We start from the raw sequence: 20,415 nt of genomic DNA, 5'->3' as shown, positions 1-20,415 counted from the left end.
GATGCGATGGTGCGTGTTCATCGTCACACCCACAACGTCAGATTGCGCCCACGCCGCTGACGCATGAGCAACGACGCGAGACTCGCGCTGGTGGCATCGAGGCGGCGCGAGTCGGTACGCGTGATGTCTTCGCGCAAGCGCGTCCGCCACAAGTCGTAACGATGCTCGAAGTCCCGCATCGTGACGAAATCCAGCCAGTGGAACTCCGGCAGCAAATGCGCCGGCAGATTGCGGCACACCGTCTCCTGCGCAAGATTTCTAAAGTCAGGATCGCTGAACCTCGCCGACCACGCCGGGAACACGATGCTCACGCGGGCATCGAAGAACGCCGCATCGGGCACTTGCTCCCGCTCGGGCGATGGCACCGCCGCCGCGTCACCGTTGCGGTAGCGCGGGCGCAGCAACACATGCTCGACCAAATAGAACCCCTCGGATTGCACGTTCAATTTGCACAGAAAACTGCGCAACGTTTGCACGTACCGGTCGGCATGTGTGACGGCACCGGTGCGTCTGAATTTCGCGAGACGCACATCGCCAAGGCGCTCGTCATGCGTGCGGAAATGTATGTGCACTTCCTCGCCATGTTGCTCGAGCACGTAGTTTTCCAACCGCACGCCGTGCACAAGGAGCCCCATAGGCAGCAGGTCTTCGTGGCGTGATTCCTCCTTCGGCGTCTCCGCCGCCGGCGCAACGCGCCCCGCCAGCACCACCAACCGGGCGGCTGCACGCTCGTAGTCGTCAGCCGTGGCCACGTTGTCCGCCCGCAGTCGCAGCCGCCATTGCAACAGCGTCTCGCTCAGTGCGTGTTCTGACGGCTCGGCAGGCAGCCCCAACAGAATCGCGATCTTCGCGTGCACCCCCGCAACATTGGGCCGGCCATCAGGGCGCCGCTCGGGCACGCCCACGTCGAACGCCGTCGCCCGGTCGCGCGAGAGCGTCGCGATATGGCGCAAGAATTCAAGCTTGTTGTTCACCAGCCAGTGCGTCGCGTGCTTGTCCTGATAGTCGTCGAAGCGACGCAGCGACTTCTGCGAGAACGTTTCGCCATACATCGCGAGCAGCACATCGAGCAACCGGCTGCGCCGGTCCTCCGCCCGATCCTTGCGCGAGACAATATTCGTGAGGGCTTTGCGCACATCATCCGGCGCCTCGACATACAGCGACTCGATGTCCGGTAGCGCATCGTCGCCGATCCGTTGCGAGAAGTAGGTCTGATGCAGATCGTCGACGGAGAACATCCGTCCGACCGATTGCAGGTTCTCCAGATAGTTGGCCATCAACTGCTCGGCCAGATACAGATAGGCCTTCAGTTGCTTCGCACTGACCTTATGCGCCATCGGTGCCGACGGCGGCACGCCGAAATGGTTGATGCCGTAAATCGCTGGAAACTGATGCTGAATCGAGAAATAGTCGCTCAGCTCGCGCGTCTCGCCTTGTGGTGCGGGCACAATCCCCACTACCGATTGCGGCGTGTTACGCAAGGTGTCGAATTCGAAACGCGCCTTGGCCAGTGCCACGCGCGCATCGTCCAGCACCACACGGGCCTTGTCGTCGCGCCGTTGTTCGACGGCGTGCGCGGCGGGTGCCGTATCCGTGCCCACGGCGCTGCTGGCAAAGTGCAGACGCAGAAATGCACTCTGGGCATCCCCCGGAAATCTCAGCCGCAGCACCGCGTCCGCTGCCATATCTGTGCCGATCGGGTGCCCTGCGGCATCGCACAAGGCGAGGCGCTGCACGTGGGCTACGCCTTCGACCTCTTGCACCAACCCGACCAGTTTCGAGATAGCAATTGGTGAGCCGGGCGCCTGCGCCCCAGTGCTCGCGATGAATCCGTGCACCGTGCGCGGCCCGGAAAACAAGATATCGAGCGGCACGCCTGCCGCAAAGGCCTTGACGTAGCGCTCGACCTGAAACCCCGAGAGCACCGCCTGCGCACAGCGGAAATAAATATCCGCGAAAATCGACGCCGGATCGCGCTCGCTGTGAATCTGCACGTCGCCACTCAGGTAGACCGCCTGCGCAGGCACCACGCGCACGCCGGCCAAGTCTTCGCCAAGGTTGCGATGCGCGTTGAAGACCTCGAAGATGCGCTTGCGCACGTCGGCCTCCATCGCCGCTTGCGCCTCGCCCGACAGTTCCCCTGTCAACGTTTCACTGAGCTTGACCAGTACCCGGTAAAGACCGCGAGCGCCGCCCGCGCCGGCCGCCGAGTCAGGCTCACAACTCAGCCAGACATCCTCCAGTTCGGGAATCGAGTCGTAGAACAGCTTACGGTAGTCGTCGACCGTGAGCACCTGACTCGGCAGAATCTCATCTGCCGGGTGCAATGCGTGCCGCCGATAGTCGATCTCGCCTGTCGGACCGACCAGATAATCCTCAGGTGCGAAGTCCGAGCGATAGCCGAGTTCTGTGATCGCGTAGCAAAGTTGCTCGAGAATCGTGACGCCCGGGTCATGCAGGTTGTAGTCGGTCCAGCGATCGCCGCACAAGGCTTGCAGCGTGGCAATGCCTGCGCGGCGTAGCGCATCGAAATCTAGCCCGTGCGGATCGGGGGCGAATCGGGCGATGGACTCAGGCGCGTTCATCGACTGACGACGCCTCGAATGCCGCGCGCACGCGTTGCGTTATCGCCTGCCTCGTCCAACGCGATGCGGGCGCTGTTCAATTGCGCCTTCATGGCATCAATCAGTGCATGCACCCGGTGATACGGCAGGTGCCCCAGTGCTTCAACGATCAACGCGAAGGCTGGTGCGCTCAGTGCACACGCAATGCCTTCCCCCGCGCCCGCCTCGTTGGCTTGCCGATTCAGTGTGCCGATAAGTTCGTACACGCGCTTAAATGGCAATTCCGCCAACGCCGCCATAACCAGTTGCGCGTCATCTGCCGCAAGCACGATATCGAAGGTGGTGGACGGCGTGCTCATGCCTGCACCTTCGGCTCGGGGTCGACGGCACTGGTCTGCATGTCCGGGTCGAACCACAGATTGGTGAGGTAGTAGGTCACCCACGTCCGGTCAGCGCCCGCGCTGTCGCGCGTGGTGTCGTAAGGACAGCCGACACGCATTTGCAAAATGTAGTTGTGCTTGGCCCCATCAGGCGCGTCGATCCACTGCAATTGCAACCGGTTGCACTTGCTGCCGAAATGGGACTGGCGGTAATCGATGTCGCCTTTGCCATTGAAGGCCATGACGGCATACGCGTGCATCAGCGCATATTTGCCGCTGCCTCGCTTGCCCACGCCCGCCATGATCTCGAATGCATTACAGCCGGTGAGCGTGTCGGTGATGTCGTGCCACTTGCCATCGGCGGGCACGCTTCGGCTACCCGGGCGGCCGCGCCGTCCATCGGCGACGATGCGCCCGGCCATATCGAGTTCGAAGTCAGCAGCATCACTCGCCTTCCCCATCGACTGCGCGTCAGCCCCTCCCGCGCCCGGCAACTGACGCAATGTCAGCACGGCGGGATTGCGAGCGTTGCCAAATGCAAGCCCCCCGCCCGGCCCATCAAGCTGCACCGACCAGATGGGGCTCTTCACGTCGATGTTCTGATAGAAGCTGAGCAGCTTGCCCTGATTGAGTTGCGACACCTTGAGGCCATCCACGGGCGTCTTGTCGAAACCTTCATCGACGATGTTGAGCATCGAGTCGATCAGCTCTGAGAAGGCCGTCGCGGACGGCATTTCACCGTTGCCGAACTTGCTCCGGAGCGTGTCGCGATTACGGCGGGCCATGGGTTTATTGGTCATGGGGGTCGTCCGAGATGATGAAAGTGGTGCCGATTTCGAGGCGGCTGAGCGCCGTGGGTACGCCTGGGTAGTCAACGCCATCGTCGACCGCTTCGATGGCGTGCCGGGCGACCGGAATGGCAATGCTCCACGGGTAGAGCGGTGTGATGTCGGTCTGGCCTTTCGTGCCGTCCGTGTTGGCAGGGTCAGCCGTATCGAACAGCGAGTACGTCTGCACATCGGCCGACGACCACATGGCAGGCGCGGCTCCGGACGTTGCCGAAGCCGGGGATACGGCAGGCGGTTTGGCGGCGATACGAAGCATCGAGAAGCCGGAGACGTTCTGCACATAGGGCAGCGAGCCGATAAACGCTTCCAGATCGTGCTGCCGGATACGCCAGCCGAAGTGCGTGCGATAGCCCACACCGTCCTGCCACGGCGTGAGGTAATGAGAGATCGCCGCATTGAGCATGGCGATGTAGCGCCCATTGCCCGACACGTCCGAAAAGCGCACCTTGCAACGCACCTGAATCCGCTCGTAGACGGGGTTCTCTACCGACACATGCGCCCACGGTGAGGACAGCGTGTTCACAAACGCCGCGATTTCCTGCATGAGGTTGCCGTCGAGCATCGGCATTTGCTCGTCGGCCGGTAACGCGGGCCAGTACGGCAGCGGCACGACTAGCGCATGACCGGGACGCACGCAGTCGAACGGGCCATTCGCCGTAGTGAGATTGGCAAAGCACTTGACCTTGAACACATCGGCAAACGCTTCGAGAATCACCGATTCGTAATCGGCCGGCGAGATCGCGCGTTGCTTGTGCCGCAGGCGCTCGCTGATGCGTGTGCGCATCTGCTCGCGCGTCTCGGTCGCCCGGCCGCCGCAAGAGGGTAGCGGTTGCACGATGCCCGTGATGCCCGGCAACGGGCGGCGGCCGCGGACAATACTCCCGGCAGGTAAAACCATCGGCACTTCAGGCGGCACGTCTTGCCCACGGCGCACCTGCACCGCCTGCGCGTGGATGGCATACAGACTGCAATACTTTTCCATGTCGCGATCGGCGCTTACCCGCAGCCAGTACAGTCCGTCCGGCATGACGGTGTTGTGGCAGCCGATGTCGCCCGGCACCCGCAGCGTCACGATGCCTGAGGTCATGAAGTGATGCGTGCCGTCGGCCACGATGTAGCGACGCGGCAGGGGTTTCCACACGTTATTCGAGAGGTAGCTCCAGCGCAGCCCAGCGTTGCCGGCAGGTCCGTCTTCGGTGTCTTCGTCGGTCGGCGGCACCGGTTGCGAGTCTTCGCGAAGCTCGAAGAGCAGCGTCAGCGTCTTGCCGAGGTCGCCGGCGGCAATGCCGACGTAAAGATTCCCGGCCGCCTCGAAACGCGGCAGCAGTGCGGGCGCTGGATAGCTCTTGAGACCAAGCGTCTCCCATCCCGACGGAAACAGATGCAGGAAGCGGCCGTCGTCGTCGCCATTCGGCAGCCGGTCCACACGAATCGTCCCCGTCGCGCAGTAGTCGATCGAGATGGCATTGACCAGCGGCGTGTAAGGCGCGCGCGGCACGGCGCGCTGGCCGCGCCAGCGCCGGCGGCGGGCGTTGGCCATCATCGTCGTCGACAACGCCTGCGCATAGGTCTCATGACCGAAGGCGAAGGCCGGTGCCGCGACCGTGAATTTGAAGAAACCGTTCTTCGCGCCCGGCCCCCACGTCAGCGGCTGGGCCGCGCTCACACCGGCGTCGGGTTCGAACAAATGCGCCAGTTGACCGGCACGCCAGACGATCCGGGTGTCGATACGCTCTCCCTGCCCGGGTTGCACCCGCGTGCGGAACATCGGCACGCTCGGGCGGGACAACTCGCTGGCGGGCGTCCATACCCCCTTGGCCAATACGGCGACGGTGGCCAGATAATCTTCGTTGGCGAGCCGCACGTCGTAGCCGTCGTACCAAGCGCCGAACCCGCCGGTAACGCGCGGCAGGTCCGCCCACTCGATTTCCACGCGAAAGTCGGTGATGCGCTTTGACGCCATCTCGGTACTGCCGACGATAAGGTAGCTGCCCAGCCGGGCCAGCGGCCCGAATGGAGCGAATGGCGTCGCGGCACTGAGTTGGCCGATGTTGTTTTGCAGAACGAGGTCGCGGCAGCCTCGCGCTTCCACGTCGATCCGGGCACCCGTCACCGCCAGATCGCGCAGCATGCCGTACGGGAACAGATAGGCCCCCGGGTTGATCACGCAGCGCAGCAACGGCGTATCGACGTCGAACTGCTCACCATGCAGCGCCGGTGAATAGGCCACCACGCTCGGCGATTCGGGCGGCAGCTCGAAGCTCAGCCTTAATACATCGCTGTCGAAAAACGGCACGTAGCCCGGGATATCGATCCAGCCGAATTCGCCCGTCAGTCCGACCACGAAGATGCTGCGGAAGACCTTCAGGAAGATGTCGTTGCGGCGCAGTTCGATCGCCATCGAGCTGTTATCGACGTCGTCCGATCCTTGCCCCGCCGCAACGCCTTCCGCGCTAACCGGTTTCATGCCGAGCATCGCATCGGCCACCCGGTCCAGCCGCTGCATGAGCGTGTCGTCGGCGAACGTGATCGTCACCGTGATGCGCCGATCGCCTTCCTTGAGCAAAAGCACCTTGCTCGATAGTGCGAAGCCAATGCGAGCGTCACGCTGGAGGCCGCTTCCCATGCCGGCTTTCGGTGCACCCAGCGCCGGCCAGGCTTGCGTGTGATCGGCACCCGGAGGTGCGACCGGCACCGACTGGAACCAGGCCGCCGTGGGCCACGTCCGCCCGGTTACCGGGGCGCCTCTGGGCACGGTGTCGTCGTCGGCCAGCAAGTTTTCCGGCGCACTGTAGCCGTTGTGATCGAGGTAGAGCGTTTGCACCTGCGCTACACTGGCGTCGGACACCCGCAACTCGTTCTCGGCAACATAGAGAATGTCGCGGCTCTGGGCATCGACCCCGGCCGGGAATTCCGTCCCCGCGAGCACGACGACGTCGCGTGCATCCGGGGTGCGTTTGAAAACCAGCCACGTGTGATCGGGAATCGTGGCGCGCGGCGTGCTGCCGAGCATGCGGTCGTAGTAAAAATCGATGAAACGGCGCGTGTAACCGTTGAGCTTGCCTTGCAGCTTCTGGAATTGCTGCACGAACGCAATCAACAGGCCGACGGCCGGATCGTGGATGCCGTTGTGCAACGACGCGGGCAACCGGGCAAGGGCCTCCTTGCGGACCATCTCGATGGCCTTCATGTATGCGTGAAAATCGGTGCGGACGTCGGCTTTGGTCAACCGCGCCCCCGCGCGGGCAATGCCGTCGGCGTCGAGGGCACTGGCGTTGCTCGCGGACAGTGTGCCCGGCGTTGCCATCCCAGCCGACCAGATCGGATCGAGCGGTACGTGCCCTCCCACGGCCCTTAAGGCACCAAGAACGCCGGAGCGATCGACACTCAACTGCACGATCACGGCGCGCAGCACGGTGCGCAAGCCCAGCCCGTTATCGCTCTGCGCCTGCGCCAGCGCGTCATACCAGTCGTTGAGCGTCATCACCAGCTCGGTGACGGGCGAGGCTTGCAGCGTCCAGCCCGAACTTTCACCGTTGGCGCTGACGCCGACGTGCTCGGGCGTGTTGCGCCACCACTGAGCGAAGCGCGCCGTCTCACGCGCCAGATCGAACGCCAGAATGCGGCTCATGACCACGGTTTCGTCGGCGCGAAAGAACGGTGTCCAGTCCCCTTCCGGCACATTCTGCGCGTTGTGAAAGCGCACCAGTGAAGCAAACTCCGTCACAATCGCGAGCAACTCGTGGAACGACAGCTCATCGAGATGGAAATAGCCGTCCTGCAACGCGGGCAGTGCCCGCATCGCCTGACTGGTGCCATCGCGAATGATGAGGTTGTACATCGGGTGGTCGGTTCGGTCGTTCAGTCGGTATCAGGTTTCAGTACGGGCCTCAGCGATCCATCTGCTTGTCCGGCAAGTTGGTCCCTTCAAGGAAATAGAACGGGTAGACCATGTTGCTGCGCGTATTCGTGCCGCGCACCGTGTAGTCGATGAGCACGTCGATACGCCCCTCCATGGCCGCCGACGAGTCGATGACGATCTGTTCGACCGTTATGCGCGGCTCGAAGAACAGAATGGCGCGCTCGATCGCATCGCGTATCTCGGTGAGCACGCTTTCGCTGATTTCGTCGAACACGTAGCTCTTGATGCCGCATCCGAAGGTCGGCTGCATGATCCGCTCGCCCGGCACGGTCGACAGGATGATGCGCAGGCTTTCATGGATGTCAGCTTCGGCCTCTACCATCTGCGTGCGCCCCCGCGCGGCGCTGTCGCCGAACCGCGGCGGAAACGCCCAGCCAGTGCCGAGAAACGATTTGTCGGTGCTCACGCGTGCTTTCCCCCGGTCCCATTTGCTTTTACGTTCGTTATTGCTTGCGTTGCCCGCGCTGCCATCGTCAGCCGCCGATCAGCACCGTTGGACAGCCCATAGAAATCGCACCGCCATGCGCACAGGTATCGCCGACGCGCGCGGCTGGCTTGCCGCCGATCAGCACGCTCGTCGATCCCATGACAATAGAATCCGGCGGACCGACGCAGAGACAGTTGTCGGTCACGACGGCGGCCGGCAGTTTGCCAACCAGCACTGTCGGCACGCACGGGCCAAGAATCGGGCCGCCGACGTGCGGAATCGGCACAGGTACGGACGGCGTCTGCATCGGACACACATGCATGTCGGTCAGTCGTGCGGCGAGCGGCATGTTCCTGTCTCCTTGTTATCGAGCTTTTTATCGAGCTATTGGGTACGAAGGCAGTGGCTTCAGTTGATCATGACCAGTGCGCCCTTAACGGTCGTCTGGCCGCTGGCTGAAAGCTCAGCAGTCGCCGAACCCTTCGCGGTAAAGCCCACTTTCGCTGTGCTGGTGATGTTGAGCGCCTCGCTCTTGATATCCGCCTGCGCGGTCTGTTCGATATTCGATACCGCGCTGATGCTGACTTTGCCCTTGGCGTTGATCACGATGTCCTTCGGGCTGTCTAGCGTGATGCCGTCGGGCGTCATCTGGATCTTGTTGTTGTTCTGATCGGTCAGGCAGATCGACTTGGCGTCGTCGCTCATCTCGATGGTGTTCTTCTGCGGCGTAATGACGGTGATGACCTTCTTGTCGTCATCGAAAATGATCTTGAGCAACCCTTTCGTCCACAACGCTTTGGTGTAGTTTTCAGCCGTCAATTCGTAGGGCATCTTGCGTTGGCTGCTGTACAGACTGCCCAGCACCACCGGATGCGACGGGTCGCCATTGAGGTAACCCAGTATCACTTCGTCGCCGATCTCGGGGATGAAGAACGCCCCCACGCCGGACGACCCGTAGAAGCTCGCGAGCCGCGCCCACACACCGGCGGTCTCCGCCTGCAACACCTGCACCGCCACCTGAATCCGGTATTGCCCCTCGGGGTCCGCATCGAGCTTCGTGACCACACCGATTTGCAGCCCGCCGACCCCCGGCACCAGCCCCGACGCCTGAACGTTGCCCGCCCCGTGACGCTCGCTGAAGCTCTCCGGCGAGAGACCGAATTCGACATCTGAAATCCAGTTGCCGTCGGCAATACGATGCTGCACGGCGCTCACGTAGACGCTGCCGCTAAACCGTTTTCCCACGCCCACTAGCTCGATCATCACGCCCGGCTTGGCCGCCGAATTTCCCTGAAACGACATGCGCCCGCGAATACACGCGAGGGCGGCGCGCATCTGACGCGCCTCGCTCCATGATTTCAGTTCGTCGCTTTGCAGCGGCACCGTCGATTGCAGCCGGAAGGTGCTCGGACCGGCCACCTGAGCGAGCTTCGCCGGGGTGAGGTCACCCTGCTCGTAGAGCGCTTTCGCCGGCGCACTTTGCTGCACCATCGCCTGCGTTGCCGGGTCCCACGCGGCCGCGACCACGCTCTGCAACTGCGTGCGGGCATCGACATCGGCAGAGAACGACATCATGTCGATGCCATAAGTCACTTTGAGGACCGCTGCCGCGCTGGTCTGCGGCGGTTTGACGCTCACCGTACCGTTATCGTCGGCGATCACGAGTGCCCCGTTGGCTTCCGCTCGCAATGCCATGAAATCCCAGTCGGTGCTGTAGAACTGCACGATCTCCTGATGCTGGGTCTGCGTGGTGGTCACATCCGCCGTGAGACCGGCATCGGAAATCAGTTGACTGAGAATCGCGCTGTCCTGCTTCTGAACATAGTTGGCGTTCTTGCAGCCGATCGTCATGGCCACCGCCTTATGTCTGCACTCAACGATTAGTCTGGCGTCGTTATTGCCTGCGATCTTGATGCCGTGCCGCACAACGATGCCATCGAAGATTTGTGCCGTCGTGCCGCCATATCCCGCTTTGATGACGATGGCACTCCCCGGTGCGAAGACCTCTGTGTCGCTCACCGGGAAGTCGTCGTTAGGCATGTCGCCGTCGCGCAATACGATGCGTGCGCTGCTGACGCGCCCCACCGCGCGATCGATCTCGACGGAGATCACACCCGCCGTATCGGGAATGGGACTGCCCGCGCTCGTGATCGCGAGCGTCAGGACACCATTGGCGTTAGCGGCGGGAGACGTGGCCATAGCGTCAGACGAGCGGCGGAAAGCGCAGCATCATGCCGGGCTCCAGCTTGCGAAAACCCGTCAGGTTGTTGATGCGCGCGACCTCGCGGTAGTACGACGGGTCGTTGTAGATGCGGTTGCACAGCAACGGCAGCGTGTCGCCCGCCGTGACTTCGACGAGATGGCTCAGGTCGGGCGAACTCAGGTTGGCTCGCAACGCGCTCTCGGTCGCGCTCATCCAGCCGACGATGCCGAGCGTCACGCGGGCGCGCAACGGCTCGCCGGTCGGCTTGAACATGGTGTAGTCGAGAGAAATCGACTCGACCCGTCCAAAGAAGATAAACGTACCCCACAGCAGCCGGATGTAATTTGGTTCGTGCTTCTTGCCGTCGTACTTGTAGATGACCGCCAGCAGCGCGTCGATCATGTCTTTGACGCTGCGCGAGCCGGTGCCATCGACCACGCCGGTACCATCGAGCACCAGATTCTCGATGGTGATGTTCTCAGGGCGAATGGCGCTGAAACGCGGCGTAGCACTCGGCTGCCCGAGCGTCTGCTTCTTGTTGTACTCGATGCTCAGCTTGCGCTTGTAGCCAACCGGATTGATCAACGCTTCGAAGGCCGTGCGGCTGGTGTCGACCGAAATCTGACCGCCCGAGACTTTGCACGGGGCGATGTTGAATTTTCTGCGATTCAGGCTGGTCGCCACGGATCAACGCTCCTTCGCGCGGTCGAGCAAATCGAGCACGAGCGCACGGCACTCGGCGAGCAGCTCTGCCCGCATTTGAGCGTCGAGTACCGGCAAGGCTTCTGCCATATCGTCGGCCGGCAGCGCGACGTCGCTCTCACCGGCGGCTCGCTGTATGACGTTCGATTTGATGCTCAACTGGCCGATTTCAATCGACATCGCTTCACTCCATTCGATTCGCGTAGGTGTAGCTCAGAACGATCTTCTCGATCGCCACCTGATTCTTCGTCGAGCCGAAACCCTCGATTTCCCATTTCACCGGATACGCATTGGCAAAGCTCCAGATGCGGATCGGAATATGCATTTCGTCGAGCAACTGCACCATCAGCGACTGCGGCCTTATCGGCACGATGAACTCGCCTTCGAACACCGAGCGGCACCACGAGACGAGCGGCGACGAGAGCGACGCAATTCCCCGCTTGAGTTCGAGGTGGGGGTGTTTGACGCCCTTCGGCAACGTGTGCACAAAACGGTTCTCGCCGCCCTCGGGGACCGATTCGGTATCGAGTTCGGTGCTGATGCCGGAGACTTCCTGAAACGACGCATCGACGTCGCCGCCGGTCGTGGCGAACATCACGCGAAAGTGGAAGGCAGCAGGCGGGTACGGATCGAAAGGCGATGACGGCATGTCGGGCGCGCGCGGGCCGGCATCGGAGCGCCGTACCGCTGACGCCCGATGCCGGTGACCGATGGTTAGCTGTTGGCGATGGTCAACCCTTCGTGCACGATCTCGATGGTCTCGATGGCGACTTCGTTGCCTTCGGACTTCAGATCAGTGCCCGTAATTTTGGTCGGCCATGCATTGGCGAGCGTCCACACCATCGTCGGCTTGCCGGCCTCGTCGAGCAGGCTAATCGTCACCGGCACCCGCTTGATGGTGTTCATCTTGATCTGGTTGAACCAGTCCCAGAACTTGTTATCGGACTTGAACACGCCCTTCTTCATGGTCACGTTGCCGTACTTCTTCATGCCCGGCATCTTGATCACCGAGAACTCCGGGCTGTCGCCGTGCCGATACTTGATTTCTTCGGACTGCACGTCCAGGCCGCTCACTTCCTGAAACGACATGACCTGCGAATCCCACTTCACCTGAAAGTAGAACTTGGGAAGCGGCCAAACTGTGGTGGATTGTTTCGAGCCGTCGTCTGCCATCACATACCTCGTCTAAAGATTGCATGCGAAAAATGCCGTGCCGGGCCAGCGCACTCTGCGGCGCGCCGCAACATCGTCACGAACCTGCCAAGCGGGGCCATCGGGTGACCTGCCCCGATACCCGGCCTCAGGACTTCTGCATTTGTTGTTCGAACGTCAGTTCGATGAATTCCGCCGGACGGCTCACCGCCACCAGCACCGATACCTTGAGCAGACCTTCGAGAATGTCGTCACCGGTCATGGTTTCGCCGAGACCGACAAAGACCTGAAACGCGTCGTCCGGGCTCGCCCCCGCCAGACCGCCGCGCTTCCACACGCTGGTGAGGAAGTTGCGCACCATGCTCTTGATCGTCACCCACGTGTTGGCGGTGTTCGGTTCGAACACATAGGCCTTACACGCGAGCCGCAGCGACTCTTCGATCATGATCATCGTGCGGCGCACGCTCAGGTATCGCCAGTCGAGGCTGTTGCCGTCGAGCGTGCGGGCACCCCACACCATCACGCCTTCGCCGATGAAGCTGCGAATGGCGTTGACCGACTTGCCGTTGGTCGGTGCGTTGAGGTCTTCCTGATCGGCATTCGAGATGCTCACGCTGGGCGACACCACGCCGTTCAGGCTCACGTTGGCCGGTGCCTTCCATACGCCGCGCGTGTTGTCGACGAGCGTGTACAGCCCTGCCATGCCAGCCGACGGCGGCAGCAAGTTGAGCTTCTTTTGCAGTGATTGCAGCACCTGCACGTACACATTGCTCAGCGCGGCCAGCGTCTTGTGCAGCGTCTCGATGTCGTTCGGCGACATGACCGCTGGCTTGGCAGCAGGCTTCGCTGCTGCGGCTACATCAGCACCGCCCGCATCGGCGGCGGGCTTCGCATCGGCACCACCGGCGTCAGCGGCGGCGTCCGGTTTCGCCGCAGCGGCATCGCCTCCGGCAGGCGCTGCCGGGGCGGCCGTACCGCCGAGTTGCGTCAGCACTTCCTGAATCTGCTTGGCCTTCGCCGTCGCGGCAGGCGATGCCGGCACGGGGTTGAGCACAGCCGCCAGTTCTGCCGTGATCAACGATTGCAGTTGTGCCGGGTTCGAAATCCTCGTGAAGTCGAGATCTTTCTCGGTCACGATCGACGTGTTGACCCACGGGTAGTAGCCCGCGCCGAAGTCCAGAAACTCCGAGCCCACCGAATCGCGGAATGCCGTGATGGCATCGCCGCCGGGCGCCTGACGGTCCCACGAGCCGTCGAAGACATCAACGATTGCGAAGCGGTTACGCATCGTGTAACCGCAGTGCATGAGCATCGCGCGCTGCACGGTCGTGCAGTCCTGACTCGACAGGCGCACGGCTTCGGGCACCACCACCATCGTGGGTTCCTGCTCCTTGACGAGCGTATCGATACCGGCGGTCAGCTTGCCCGGGTCGATCTCGCCGTCGGCGTACGTGCCGACCGACACGATGTAGCACGGGCCGCCGCCGTTCTGGAAGAACAGCAGCATGCTGTAGTACAGCAGGTATTCCGTGCCCTGCGGCGTGAACTTGAACGGCTTGCGCGCGCCGGTCGCGCCGATGAAAAGATCGGTCACCACCGGGCGTGCCGGCGGCGTGGCGCCACCCGCATCGGCAGCCGCTGCGTCGCCGCCGTCTGCCTTCTTGGCAGCCGCCGGTGCGCTCGGTGCTGCCGGCACCGCGTCGAGCGAGTAGCTCGTGGCAGGTGCGCCACCGAAGTACGTCACGAATTCCGCCATCGAGCTGATACGCCACGGCGTATTGGCCAGCGGCGTGCCCTTGTTATCGGCGAACTGGGTATAGCCGATGAATGCCGGGACGGCCGTGGCGACTTCCACCACGGAGTTGGGAAACGCATTTTGTTCGACTACGTATACGCCTGGTGTTTTGTATTGCGCCATGGTTCACCTCGGTCAACGATATCAATTGATGTAGATCTCGGACACCCAAACTGCCGGGCTCATTGCCGCTTTCTGCTGCGCCTGCCCTTCCTGCCGTTGCTTTGTCTCCATCCCCTGCTGAATCACGCTGCCAACTTCGGCATTGGGCAGTCTCCGGATCAACACGCGTTCACCCGACCGGCCCCGTTCCCGCAACTGAAAACGCTGCGGATATTGCTGCTGCATTGCAATTTCTTGTTCGCTCTCGAACACCAGCGCGCGACGCCCGCCATTGCGCGGCTCACTGCCGACGGCCACAAAGCTGACTTTCTCGTCGAGATCGACGATGGCCAACGCATCGTTCTCGGCATCGCAAACGTAGTAGTAGCGCCAGCGGGTCGAGCGCGCGGCGAAGGTGACGATGTAGTCGACGCCGGCCTTGTTGACTGCGGTGTTCGCCACCTGATCGGCGAGATCGATCTGCACGACCAGCACCGGAGGACTGAGTCTGTCGGCGCGCTCCAGATGAGGGGCCAGCGACGGCGCGCTGACCGGCAAAGCATTCGTGGCATCCACGGCCTCGCCGGCATGCAGCCGCTGCATGAGTGCACCATCGATTCGCACGCTCGCCGCGCTTTGCAGGAAATAGACGGCTGCGCCGCCGGTCAACGCCGGTGCTGTGTAGCGGGAAAAGTGTTCGTCTTTCGCATACCACTTGACGGTGGCGACGGCCGCGCCGGGCTTCAAACCGCCCAGCAGAACATCGCGACGGCGAGTTTCGCAAAAGAACGCAACGCCGTGCCGGTGTGGAATCACGAGCAGGTCGCGGCGACGCACCCAATCCGTGGTCTCAGGTGTCAGGGCAAAACGCGCCCATGGCAGTGAAGCGTTTGGCTGCGGCCAGTAGGCGTGAGCGAGATCAACGGTGAACAAGCACGCATACGGTAACGCGGCTGTCCCGGTGGACGTGGCGGACATGGGGCGCTCTCCGGGCCGGGTCAGTGATTGAGCGCCGGTACAGGTGTGCGCACCGTCGGCACGGTACCGACGACGTCGCCGGTATCGGGGGCCATCAGGCGCACCTTGTACAGCACCGACGGCAGATATTTGCCGCCAAGCATCGTCCACAGATTGCTGAGTTCGCGAATATTGAGGTTCTCGATCTCGAGCACCAGCCGGTCGATGCGCGCATCGAGCGATGGCGACGACTGATGGTCGAAGACCGGATAACGCTGGAAGAACTGGATCGCGCCCGAGATCAGTTTGAGCGAATCTTCGTAGTTGCCGCCGGTGTAATTGGCAGCCACCATCACGTAGAGATTCAGGTAGAGCGGCGCGACGGTGGTCGTCACGCGCGACGCACCGGCGTCACCCGGCAAAGACTGGCGATAGGGGCCCGTGTCTCGTTCGATATGCGTGAGGAACACGACCAAACGGTTGTTCGTGTCGGCAATAGCATGCCCGTGCATATCCACGAGACCGGACATCGTCACGATGTCTTCGGTGAGTGTGTAGGCTTGTTTTAAATATTCGTTGAGCCGCCCCGCCAGGTGGCCCACAGCAGCGTTAATCATGGTTCCCCGATACCGTTCGCAATCCAGTTGCTTATCTGATTCGGTACAACACTTACGACTACCGGCACTGCTTTGTCGTTATTTTTCCTACACCGTCTTGGTTACCGAAACAAAAGGTCCTATATGTTCGGCATTCCTGAGCGTTTCAGCGTCTCGCTTTCATTTTTTGCTGCGGAACTGTAGCACATGAGCACGGCGTTTTGCTCGGGGATAGAAAAACGAAGGCCGGCAACGTTTGCGCGCCGGCCTTTCACTTCCTTCCTGTCACTCACGTCACTCACGTCACTGACGTCACTCGAGTAACGCCCGCAATGCCGGCGGCAATCCGGCGTTGTCTTTTCTCGGTGGCCGCTGGAAGCTGCCACCCGTCGCCACCCCCGGTTGCAGCGCCATCAACGATTCGCAGTGCCTGACCGCACTGGAGACGCCATCGACGACAGGCACCGGAATCTGCCCGCGCAACTGGCGTGCCAGCCCGGCCAGCGGTGCCCCGGCGACGATGATGACGTCGGCACCGTCTCGCTCCACCGCCATCTGGCTCAGCTCGATGAGCCGGGCCGCGTGATCTTCCTGCACCGTGGCGATGTCGCGCAGTGGTGAGGTAAGACTGCGAATGCTCGCCAGCCGCGACGACAAACCATTCGCCGCAACACACTCCCGGTACCACGCCTGAATCCGGTGAGAAATGGCAATGATCGAGAACCGGTTGCCGAGCAGGCAGGCACTCGCCAGCGCGGCTTCGGTCATGCCGACGACCGGCACATCGAACAACTCCTTGATGCCGCCCAAGCCGGGATCGCCGAAGGCCGCCACGACGAGACCATCGAACTCCCCGGCACGCTCGGCTGCGGCACATGCCGTCGCATAACCTCCGGTCAGCGCTTCGAAGCGCGTTTCGATATACGCCACGCCGAATTGCGCCGTGGCAAACGACAGCGCCGTCTCAGGCGAAGCGGCCCGGCGGGCTTCCGCCTCGATCAGCGCCGTCACGCTAGTGGAAATATTGGGGTTGATCACGAGCAAGCGCATCGCGTCGTCTCCTTGTCTGTGCGTCACACCAGCGACGGGGCGTCGGCAGGCAAAAACTGCCCGCGTCCCGGCGTCGGTTCAAGGTATTGGCGGTTGGCAACGAGTTGCTCGCCCCGCGAGAAACAATGCACCGGCCAGCCGGTCACTTCCCTGCCCTCGTACGGCGTGTAGTCGACGGCGTGATGCAAGGCGCCGTTCGTGATCTGCACGCGGGCGTCCGGGTCCCACAACACGATGTCGGCATCGGCCCCGATGGCGATCGTGCCTTTGCGTGGGTACAGGCCATACAGTCGCGCCGGACGATATGACGTCAGCTCGACGAACTTGTGCACCGACAGCCGCCCCTGACGTACGCCGTCGAACAGCAGCGGCAAGCGCGTTTCAATACCGGGGATGCCGTTGGGAATGTGTTCGAACGACTGCGCGTTGCCGCCCGGCTTCTTGCCCTGCGGATCGTCGTAGTTGAACGGCGCATGGTCGGATGAAAAGACCGAGAACACGCCCTGCTTCAACGCTTTCCAGACCGCCTCCTGATTGTCGGAATCGCGCGGCGGCGGGCTGCACACGCATTTGGCGCCGGCATAGCCATCGTCGCCCGGATGCCCCATGTCGTCAGCCGTGAGGTAGAGATACTGCGGACACGTCTCGGCGAGAATCGGCATGCCGCGTCCCTGCGCCCAGCGAATCTGCCCGATCGCATCCTTGCCGGACACGTGCACGATCAGGATCGGCACATCGACCAGCTCGGCAAACGTGATCGCCCGATGGGTGGCTTCGCGCTCGACCGCAGCAGGGCGTGCGAGCCCGTGGAACTTCGGCGCAATACGCCCTTGCCCGACAAGCTTGTCCGTCAGCCACGCGATGCAATCCGAATTCTCCGCGTGCACCATCACCAATGCGCCATGCTCGCGGGCCACGGAAAGCACTTCCAGAATCTCTCGGTCCGAGAGTTTCAGATCGTCGTAAGTCATATAGATCTTGAACGACGTGTAGCCTTCCTGAATCAGTTGCGGAAGCTCCTCGCGAAGCACTTTCTCCGTGGGGTCGGCAACGATCAGATGGAAACCGTAATCCACGACGGCGCGCCCGTTCGCCCGACGGTGATAGTCCTCGACGGCGGCCCGTAGCGAACCGCCCTTCTCCTGCGCAGCAAACGGGATCACGGTGGTCGTGCCGCCGCAAACGGCCGCCCGCGTCCCCGTGAAAAAGTCATCGGCCATGCGCAGCCCATCGGGCATCGGCTGATCAAGGTGGCAATGCCCGTCGACACCACCGGGCATGGCAAGCAAGCCCGTCGCATCCACCTCACGTTTGCCCGGGCCGAGCCGGCGGCCGAGGGCCACGATGACGCCGTCGCTCACACCGATATCGGTCTGGAACCGATCGGACGCGGTCACGACGTCGGCATTGCGAATGACCAGATCAAAAGGCTGCGCGCCTGAAAACGCATTCGTCATCGCTTCACTCCCCAGAGGCGAACAGTTGTCCCCACTCGGACAACGCGCGGGTATCGAGGCCGGCGATCTTCATCGATTTCCAGATCACCGTCGAAATCGTGTCGTACACCGGAATGCCGGTCTGCGCTTCGAGCGCGCGTGCCAGCGGCGCGGCATGCAGATTGGTGCAGAACGTGGTGATCGCTTGCGGGCGCTTGTCAGCCACTTCATTCACGAGGCGCGTGAGCGTGTCGCGATCGACTTCAGAGAATTCGAAATTCTTGCGCAGGTTCAGGTGCCGCTCCGCCGTGCACTGAATGCCCTTGCGCGCGTAGTTGGCGATGATCCGCTGCTGCACGTCTTCCAGATACGGCGTGACGAGGCCGAGTTCCTTGACCCCGGTTTGTTCGAGAATCTCGTTGAGCGCCAGCACGGACGTCGTCGCAGGAATTCCGGTCGCCTCGGTAATCTGGCGGCACAGGGCTTCATCGGTCTCGAACCCGAGCCAGCCCGCCGACGTGCCGTTCCAGGCGATGACGTCGACTTCTGCATCGGCAAGCAGCTTCGCCGCGTCAAGAATCTTGTCGAGATCGAACTGACCGAGCGCCGTCGAACCCAGCGAGATCTCGGTGACGCGAAAGCGTGAAAAATGGACACTGACATCGGGCAGCCCGGCAACCATGGCACTGGTAATGGGTTCCAGCGCGGTGTTGGAGGACGGCGTAAGCATGCCAAGCAAAGTGCGGGAGTTTTTTGTCATTGTCGTTTCAAAGCCAAAAGCGGAAAGGCAAGGATCGGCCGCCACAAGCGCGGGCCGATCCGGCAAACCGGTGAATCAGACAGGGAGTTTTTTCTCGTAATCGATCAACGTGGAGCACACGAGCAAGCCCACGCCAGCGGCCGCGAAGAACATCAGCGCGAGAAAGTACGAGCCGGTGGTCTGCACGATCAGGCCGACGATCAGCGGCACGCTGATACCGCCGATGTTGCCGCCGAGATTCATCACGCCACCAAGGAAACCGATCTTGTTGCGGGTGCCGAGAATCGACGGAATGCACCAGTACAGGCCGCACCAGCGAAGGAAGAAGAGCGTCGAGGACAGCAACACGACGGTCACCACGTCGCTGGTGACATACGCCACCGAGAAGATCGATGCGGTGGCGATGACAGCGGCAATACCGAAGAGTGTGCGCATCACCTTGTTGGGCGAGCCGCCTGCGGCTTTCCACTTGTCGCCGATCCACCCGCCGATCAACTCACCGACGAAACCGCAGAAGAAGATGATGAAACTCGCGCCGCCCATCTGCTTGATGTCGAAGCCGTGCACCTTGTGCAGATAGTTCGGCATCCACGTCAGCAAGCCGTAGAACACGGTGTTGAAGCACATCCATCCAAGGGCCATGCACCAGACCGAGCGGTATTTGAAGAAGTCCATCGAGCGGCCCGACAGGTTCTCCGGCTCGGCGCGATGCTCGGACGCCTGCGCCATCTCGATGTAGTTGGCCTCTTCTTCGTTCACGGCCGGGTGCTCACGCGGTGAATTGCGGATGTAGCGCCATGCCAGATAGCCCGCGAGCATCGTGCCGACGCCCGCCACGACAAACGCCAAACGCCATGAGCCCAGCACGGTGATGAGCCACGTGATGATGATCGCGCCCAGTGCGGCACCCAGCGGCGCGCCGCCGTCGAGCAAAGTGGCGCCGCGCCCGCGCTCGTTCTGGGTCATCCAGATGGCATTAAGCTTGCCGCCCGCCGGATAGATCGGTGCCTCGGCGGCGCCCAGCCCGAAGCGGGTCAGCAGCAGCGTGGTGGCGCTGGTGCAAAACGCCGCGGCGGCCTGAAACAGACCCCAGAAGACGGTCGCCAGCGCAATGACGATGCGCGGCTTGTACTTGTCGGCGAGCATGCCGCCCGGAATCTGCATGACGGCATACGTCCAGAAGAAGCCGCTCAGAATCAGCCCCTCCATCGCCGGCGTGAGGTCGAATTCTTTCGAGATCAACGGCATCGCCACCGACAACGACGCGCGGTCGATGTAGTTCACGGCGATGAGGAACAGCATCAGAAAAAAGATCTTCCAGCGAACCGTGCTCTTCGCGCCGGTCAGCGTTGCGGCCCTGCTTGTCGACTGCATGGTGAATCTCCCGATTAGATGACTTGAGTACCGTCGTCGCGCAACTTGGGAGTGAGTATAGAATCTGTAATCTGTAATTACAACGTAGGTAAATAATTGATTTAATTGAGATGATACATAGGGATTTCCCTATATGGTAGGATCTTT

At 62.1% G+C, this 20,415-nt stretch carries 18 protein-coding genes; all 18 read right to left on the bottom strand.

Annotation, left to right across the window (positions count from 1 at the left end; translation table 11 throughout):
* Positions 1 to 23: 23 nt before the first annotated feature.
* Complete coding sequence (locus AT302_RS11800; RefSeq protein ID WP_058378614.1) at positions 24 to 2,585, bottom strand: hypothetical protein; 2,562 nt, start codon at positions 2,583 to 2,585, stop codon at positions 24 to 26.
* Entirely contained in the window at positions 2,582 to 2,923 is a 342-nt protein-coding gene (locus tag AT302_RS11795; RefSeq protein WP_058378613.1) for a hypothetical protein, read from the bottom strand. Before AT302_RS11795 ends, AT302_RS11800 begins: the two co-directional genes overlap by 4 nt.
* On the bottom strand, positions 2,920 to 3,744 hold the full coding sequence (locus tag AT302_RS11790; protein WP_058378612.1) for a hypothetical protein: 825 nt from the start codon (positions 3,742 to 3,744) through the stop codon (positions 2,920 to 2,922). The genes AT302_RS11795 and AT302_RS11790 overlap by 4 nt, the downstream gene beginning before the upstream one ends.
* Entirely contained in the window at positions 3,734 to 7,633 is a 3,900-nt protein-coding gene (locus AT302_RS11785) for a baseplate J/gp47 family protein (protein ID WP_058378611.1), read from the bottom strand. Before AT302_RS11785 ends, AT302_RS11790 begins: the two co-directional genes overlap by 11 nt.
* Positions 7,634 to 7,682: 49 nt before the next feature.
* Positions 7,683 to 8,120 carry a GPW/gp25 family protein gene (locus AT302_RS11780; protein ID WP_058378610.1) on the bottom strand — a complete coding sequence of 146 codons (438 nt, stop codon included), beginning with the start codon at positions 8,118 to 8,120 and terminating at the stop codon, positions 7,683 to 7,685.
* A 67-nt stretch (positions 8,121 to 8,187) separates the two neighbouring features.
* Positions 8,188 to 8,490, bottom strand: coding sequence for a PAAR domain-containing protein (locus tag AT302_RS11775; RefSeq protein WP_058378609.1), 303 nt, complete (start codon positions 8,488 to 8,490; stop codon positions 8,188 to 8,190).
* Between the two features lie 59 nt (positions 8,491 to 8,549).
* Positions 8,550 to 10,340 (bottom strand): type VI secretion system tip protein VgrG, encoded by a 1,791-nt coding sequence (vgrG, locus tag AT302_RS11770; RefSeq protein ID WP_058378608.1) that lies wholly within the window; start codon positions 10,338 to 10,340, stop codon positions 8,550 to 8,552.
* A gap of 4 nt (positions 10,341 to 10,344) precedes the next feature.
* Positions 10,345 to 11,028, bottom strand: a complete 684-nt coding sequence (locus AT302_RS11765) for a CIS tube protein (RefSeq protein WP_058378607.1) — start codon at positions 11,026 to 11,028, stop codon at positions 10,345 to 10,347.
* A gap of 3 nt (positions 11,029 to 11,031) precedes the next feature.
* On the bottom strand, positions 11,032 to 11,226 hold the full coding sequence (locus tag AT302_RS11760; RefSeq protein ID WP_058378606.1) for a DUF5908 family protein: 195 nt from the start codon (positions 11,224 to 11,226) through the stop codon (positions 11,032 to 11,034).
* Between the two features lie 4 nt (positions 11,227 to 11,230).
* Positions 11,231 to 11,695 (bottom strand): phage tail protein, encoded by a 465-nt coding sequence (locus AT302_RS11755; RefSeq protein ID WP_058378605.1) that lies wholly within the window; start codon positions 11,693 to 11,695, stop codon positions 11,231 to 11,233.
* 65 nt (positions 11,696 to 11,760) lie between these two features.
* Positions 11,761 to 12,219, bottom strand: a complete 459-nt coding sequence (locus AT302_RS11750) for a phage tail protein (RefSeq protein WP_039398341.1) — start codon at positions 12,217 to 12,219, stop codon at positions 11,761 to 11,763.
* 127 nt (positions 12,220 to 12,346) lie between these two features.
* Positions 12,347 to 14,116, bottom strand: coding sequence for a phage tail sheath family protein (locus AT302_RS28135; RefSeq protein WP_058378604.1), 1,770 nt, complete (start codon positions 14,114 to 14,116; stop codon positions 12,347 to 12,349).
* Between the two features lie 21 nt (positions 14,117 to 14,137).
* Positions 14,138 to 15,073: a hypothetical protein gene (locus AT302_RS11740; protein WP_058378603.1), complete on the bottom strand. Its 936-nt coding sequence runs from the start codon at positions 15,071 to 15,073 to the stop codon at positions 14,138 to 14,140.
* A 20-nt stretch (positions 15,074 to 15,093) separates the two neighbouring features.
* A complete protein-coding gene (locus tag AT302_RS11735) occupies positions 15,094 to 15,669 on the bottom strand; it encodes a DUF4255 domain-containing protein (RefSeq protein WP_058378602.1) in 576 nt (191 codons plus the stop codon).
* A 291-nt stretch (positions 15,670 to 15,960) separates the two neighbouring features.
* The gene (locus tag AT302_RS11730; RefSeq protein ID WP_058378601.1) at positions 15,961 to 16,698 is read right to left on the bottom strand and encodes an aspartate/glutamate racemase family protein; all 738 of its coding nucleotides are present in this window, start codon (positions 16,696 to 16,698) and stop codon (positions 15,961 to 15,963) included.
* A gap of 23 nt (positions 16,699 to 16,721) precedes the next feature.
* Complete coding sequence (hydA, locus tag AT302_RS11725; RefSeq protein WP_058378600.1) at positions 16,722 to 18,155, bottom strand: dihydropyrimidinase; 1,434 nt, start codon at positions 18,153 to 18,155, stop codon at positions 16,722 to 16,724.
* Positions 18,156 to 18,159: 4 nt separating this feature from the next.
* Complete coding sequence (locus tag AT302_RS11720) at positions 18,160 to 18,894, bottom strand: maleate cis-trans isomerase family protein (RefSeq protein ID WP_058378599.1); 735 nt, start codon at positions 18,892 to 18,894, stop codon at positions 18,160 to 18,162.
* A 75-nt stretch (positions 18,895 to 18,969) separates the two neighbouring features.
* A complete protein-coding gene (locus tag AT302_RS11715) occupies positions 18,970 to 20,268 on the bottom strand; it encodes an MFS transporter (RefSeq protein WP_058378598.1) in 1,299 nt (432 codons plus the stop codon).
* Positions 20,269 to 20,415: the final 147 nt, after the last annotated feature.

Origin of the sequence: Pandoraea norimbergensis (assembly GCF_001465545.3) — a bacterium.
In the GTDB taxonomy this organism is placed as follows: Bacteria; Pseudomonadota; Gammaproteobacteria; order Burkholderiales; family Burkholderiaceae; genus Pandoraea; species Pandoraea norimbergensis.
Note: the sequence above shows the minus strand (reverse complement) of the source record. Positions and strands in the feature narration are given on the sequence as shown.